The 4,833-nt window shown below is 45.9% G+C and carries 9 protein-coding genes; all 9 read right to left on the minus strand.

Annotated features, from left to right (window positions below):
* Positions 1-54: 54 nt before the first annotated feature.
* Positions 55-390 (minus strand): transposase, encoded by a 336-nt coding sequence (locus Q7P41_RS12700; protein ID WP_369693132.1) that lies wholly within the window; start codon positions 388-390, stop codon positions 55-57.
* Between the two features lie 39 nt (positions 391-429).
* Complete coding sequence (locus tag Q7P41_RS03455; RefSeq protein WP_303882147.1) at positions 430-1,350, minus strand: ArsA family ATPase; 921 nt, start codon at positions 1,348-1,350, stop codon at positions 430-432.
* The gene (locus Q7P41_RS03460) at positions 1,347-2,222 is read right to left on the minus strand and encodes an ArsA family ATPase (protein ID WP_303882148.1); all 876 of its coding nucleotides are present in this window, start codon (positions 2,220-2,222) and stop codon (positions 1,347-1,349) included. Before Q7P41_RS03460 ends, Q7P41_RS03455 begins: the two co-directional genes overlap by 4 nt.
* Positions 2,215-2,547, minus strand: a complete 333-nt coding sequence (arsD, locus tag Q7P41_RS03465; protein WP_303882150.1) for an arsenite efflux transporter metallochaperone ArsD — start codon at positions 2,545-2,547, stop codon at positions 2,215-2,217. The genes Q7P41_RS03460 and arsD overlap by 8 nt, the downstream gene beginning before the upstream one ends.
* A 12-nt stretch (positions 2,548-2,559) precedes the next feature.
* Positions 2,560-2,877 (minus strand): metalloregulator ArsR/SmtB family transcription factor, encoded by a 318-nt coding sequence (locus Q7P41_RS03470; protein WP_303882151.1) that lies wholly within the window; start codon positions 2,875-2,877, stop codon positions 2,560-2,562.
* Between the two features lie 374 nt (positions 2,878-3,251).
* Complete coding sequence (locus Q7P41_RS03475; protein WP_303882152.1) at positions 3,252-3,470, minus strand: hypothetical protein; 219 nt, start codon at positions 3,468-3,470, stop codon at positions 3,252-3,254.
* 25 nt (positions 3,471-3,495) lie between these two features.
* Positions 3,496-3,630: a hypothetical protein gene (locus Q7P41_RS03480; RefSeq protein WP_303882153.1), complete on the minus strand. Its 135-nt coding sequence runs from the start codon at positions 3,628-3,630 to the stop codon at positions 3,496-3,498.
* Positions 3,608-3,877 carry a hypothetical protein gene (locus tag Q7P41_RS03485; protein ID WP_303882155.1) on the minus strand — a complete coding sequence of 90 codons (270 nt, stop codon included), beginning with the start codon at positions 3,875-3,877 and terminating at the stop codon, positions 3,608-3,610. The genes Q7P41_RS03480 and Q7P41_RS03485 overlap by 23 nt, the downstream gene beginning before the upstream one ends.
* Before the next feature lie 15 nt (positions 3,878-3,892).
* Positions 3,893-4,833, minus strand: a 941-nt coding sequence (locus Q7P41_RS03490) for an ISL3 family transposase (RefSeq protein ID WP_303882156.1), incomplete at its 5' end; no start/stop codon positions are given.

The following is a 4,833-nucleotide window of genomic DNA, read 5'->3' on the forward strand; positions in this document are numbered from 1 at the left end:
GCGCACATTTCCAAGGCCAGCCTTTCAAGCAGCTGAGAGTTACCCCTCAAAATGTCATAGCTTTGAATTAAAAGGTTCCTCACTCCCCCTAACTTGAGGTTTATATACACAGATGTTTCCTTCAGCTGACTTTATCTTACAAGGCTCGTAACCATTTCTATACCCACTTTCTTTTCCCTCGGTTTGCCTTTCGTAATGTCCCCTTCCCAAAAAATCAGTCACCTCTGCTTCGAGCATCTCTTGCAATACTATGGCAGCTGCCTTTTTGATCAGTTCGCTTAAAAAATGATTCGTGTTTAATTTTTCCGTATGCCAGTTCCTAAAACTCCTTGCGCATCTTTTGACTTGCTGGTATCCTTTCCATTGGGTGGCCTCCGAAGGGAAGGCCACCCTTTTTACAGGAAGTATAGGACGTAATCAATTCACTTCCTATTTGCTACAACTGAATTCACAAGAACTATAGCTTGTCAATACTTCCTTTGCTCTTTTCAGGTTTTCCTTCCCCACTATTTCCGTATCCAGCATGGGAAAACACATGACAGTTTTGCCCCTAAAGACATCGGCGATCATATTGAGATACTTCTGCTGCATTTCGTATCTCTTCTTAAAAAAGGGCGTTACACATCGCTCCTTCGGCAGTATCATGTTTGCCACGACGAACCTGGTCGGTATGCCCATCCTCTCAAGATCTTTTTCTGCCCTGTGGGCTTCAACTATGGGGGTCTCTTCGGGATAAGTGACGAAGCCGAAACTCGTCGCGCCTTTATCCTTTAGGATGTCAAGGGCATCCGTGAACCTATGCTTTGCCAAATTGTCAAGCCTTTCGCTTTCCTTTGAAAGCTCCTTTTTGACGGCAAGCTCGCTCAGCCACTGTGTCGGCAGCTCCAAAAGCCTCAACGTATGGCCCGTAGGGGCAGTATCGAACACGACCACGTCGAAACTCGTATCTAAAAGATAGTCGATGAACTTTTGAAACGTAGCCATTTCCTCCGTGCAGGGCGTGTTGAGCTCTTCTTCCATCACCTTTACCATGTCGTCGGAATATACGCCGATTGCCTGCCTCAACGTCCTTTCCTTGTAGGCCTCATATGCTTTTTTCGGGTCGATGTTTACGGCGTATAAGTTATCGAATCCCTTTACTGGGGATATGGTCTCGTCTATATGGCTTTCAAAGACGTCGCTTAAATGGGACGCCGGATCTGTGGAGACAAGTAACGTCTTAAACCCGTTATCACTGGTATACACTGAGGTTATCGCCGCCAGCGAGCTTTTGCCTACCCCGCCCTTGCCTGCAAAAAATATCCTCCTCGTAGTTTTATCAGGAAAAAAGATATCGTTTAATGAATTCATCTGACCGGTTCCTCCTCAAATAATGCATCTGCCATGCGCCTTAATCCGTTGAGGCCTTTTACCTCTTCGTCGAATAAAGGCACGATAATGTACGCCAGGCCGATCTTTTTGATCTCGCCCAAGTTTCGAAGTTGGAGGTTGTAAAGCTTTTTAAAGAAGGGATCCGTGCATTCCTCCTCAGGATAAATGCCGTTTACGATGAGCAGATCGGCAGCGATGCCAATGGTTTTTAGCTCTTCGATGGCCCTTTTGGTCTCGGCAACGGCAGTGGCCTCCGGTTTCAATACAAATATGAACCGCGTGCAGCTTTTGTCGCGCATGATTTTAATGGCCCTGTCGTATTTCTCCTTGTTTCCCATTATGTTTTCCACGGGACCCATGCAGGTCTGACCCGTACCTTTTGCACTTTTGTCTATGAACGCGCTCCAGTCGACGGGCAGCTCCAAAAGTCTCAACGTATGGCCCGTAGGGGCAGTATCGAATATCACGACATCATAGTCGTCGTTATCCACAAAGTCCACGAATTTATCGAAGGAAGCAATTTCCTCCGTGCACGGCGAGTTAAGCTGCTCTTCCACCAGCTTTAATATATCATCGTCAAAAAGCTCCCTGACAGGGGCAAGCTCCCTTTCGCGATATTCCTCAGCGGCCCTGTCGGGGTCGATCTCTATGGCCCAGAGGTTGTCGATGCCGTTGATCGCTGTAACTTTATGTCCTATCTTTTGGCCAAACACGTCTGAAAGATTGGGGGCAGGATCTGTGGTAACTATGATCGTCCTGTTGCCCTGCGACGCATACCGGTACGCGGTGGCGCAGGCAGCGGAAGTCTTGCCCACACCGCCCTTTCCCGAAAAGAAAACATACTTACTCATCCTTATCTTTTGCCTCTCCTTCCATCAACTCCATCATATTCGATACGATTTCGTCATACGACGGATATGATCCGTATTTGATTACTTTTCCGTCTACTATCGTTATGGGCAAAGACTGGGATCCCTTTTCCTTTATCAGCTTCATGACATCGGGATTGCTCCTGAAGGCCATAGGGTTTTGATTGATCATATACCTTGCCACCTCTACGCCTTCTTTTTTTAACTGCAGCAGGGCGTCGTTGATCGCCACCAGCGCGGGGTCCACCGCGGGCCCACACAGTCCGGAAGAACAGCACATGGGTGGATCATAAATTTCAACTTTCATAGTTTTTCCTCCTCATTCGCATGATTTTCTTTTGAGACCTGAGATATCATCCTGAAATTTCTTTAAATTATCCAGGTCGTCAAGCAAAGCATAAAAGAAGCCGGGCTGTCCATCGACGATAGAATAATACACCCACTGGGCTTGTCTCCTGTCCGACACGATGCCGGCCGTCTTTAGTATGTTAAGATGCCTTGAGGCCTTGGTCTGGCTTATGCCCAACGCCTCTGCAATCTCGCAAACGCAAAGCTCCCCACCACGCAGTATATTTATCATCCTAAGCCTGGTTTCGTCCGAAAGCGCACTTAGTTTTAAGGGTATCTCTTCCGTCACTATCATCACCTCTAATTAACTAATGTGCACCGGATTGTTCAAAATGTTTCTTATGCCTCCCCGATGCCTGCGTTAATCACCCTTGTTTTGGTCGCCAATTATTATATTCCTGCATATGCAAAAATGCAAATATAATTTTATAAAAGACCACGTCAAGTTTTTGTAGGATTTCCCGAAGTTGAAGTTGATTTTTAGTATACCCTAAAGGGCAGCGTCTGCAAATACAAGAAAGGTGCGAAAGAACTTTCGACATAAATACCGCATGTGGATTGCGAAGAGATGTAAATCAGTAAGATACGTCAGCAAAATACGGGACAAGAAGGATCCTCTAATAGAAAATCTCCTTGTCTCGCCTGGCTGGTTTGTTGTTATCATTAAAAAACAATATCATCTAAGCCCGTTGGCATGGTGTGGAAATCTGCCCTCAAGCAGCTAGAAGTTTTAAGACCTGCCTGGGGCGTAATCCTTGTCGGTAACGACAATTTCTGCTTCCCTCTCGATGGGCGGCATGAGCAGCCAAAGCTTGCCGAAATCATCAAGTAGTTTTCATCGCCGATTTGAGTTGCTTCAAGAACGTGATCTTGCGGTTTCATGCTTTCAAACCTGCCAAGCTCTTTTTTAAAGGTAATTGACCCTTTCTGGCTTATCGCAACGGTCGGAGGCTTCGTATCTTCCTCTCTCAAGCTTAACGACTCTGACGGTGGCTTCTATGAGGTCTTTTTTGAGCGCATCAGGCATATCTTCTATAGCCAATGCTTTTCTCTTTTACCATTACGATAACGGTTTTAGCCGAAAAAATGTTAAAATGGGGCTCGTCTTTGACGATCGGAAGCACAGAATTTTTCACGGTCACGACGTAGGGTATCTTCAAGCCAAACTCCTTTTCTAGGTCGTAATCGATGGCCATGCTACTAGGCTGGAAGGCCTTGCAAAGGCCAGGCTTTTCCCGCAGGTAGTTGCTGCCGTCAAAATAGGATTTTATGCGGCAGAATAGGCCCAAAATATAGGCTCTATTTCAAATAGTGTGGAAAAATTTCTGTGGCAAGAACCCTAGCATCATCTTTCTGACGTAGACCTCTATGTTTCTAAGGCCAAAAGAGATTCGTTTTAGCATCTTCACCTTCGTATTGCATCCTTCGGTATAGGCGTTGGTAGTATTGTTGTCGAAGTAATTTAAGATGGGCTCACGCCATCTTTTAAGCGTATTTGCCCACCTTCGGGCTTCAGCGTCGTCAGAGGCCTTTAAGTTTATGATGACTAGCTCCAACTGCCTTAAAGCTTCTTTTTTGTCCCTTGCACTGTAAAGTTTCCTCAAAGCTTCCTTAGCCCAGTAAAAGTCCTTGAGGTTTGGGTATTGGCTTAAAAGCTCGTCTAGCTTTTCTTTTCCGCCTTCGCTTAACCGCTCAAATCCCACGAGGAATATCTTTTTGGGTATCCTTACTTTTCTTTTGTTACGTACGTCTTGTTCTATCCTCCTTGCCTCGTCCATGCGTCTGTTTCCGTCTGCTATGATGTGGAAATGGTCTACGACTACATTGGCTTTGGGGAAAAGCCTTTGAGCCAACTTTCTAAAGCCCTCCTTCATGTCTATGCATACTTCCTTGACCCTTTGGCTTGGGATCTTCCTTAAAAACTCCTCCAGGGTAGAAAGGCGATCGTCCTTTAGTATTCCAAGCACCCTCTTTGCCTTTACGTCTGTCACCACTATCACCATGTCCTGATGCCTGAAACTGTGTTCATCTATCCCTAGGTGAAGTTCTTCTAAGTCGTCTATCATTGATCCCGGTAAGTCAGCCATCCTCACGAAGTCCATCAACACCTTTTTAATTTTGCCGTAGGATATGTGAAGAAGCTTTGCCACCTCTTTGAAGCTCATGAACTTTAGCAACCACAGTACCCACATCTCGGCCATATTGGTAAGCCTGCTCCTTGGCCTTAGGATTTCAAGCCTCCAAG

This window comes from Acetomicrobium mobile (genome assembly GCF_937920065.1).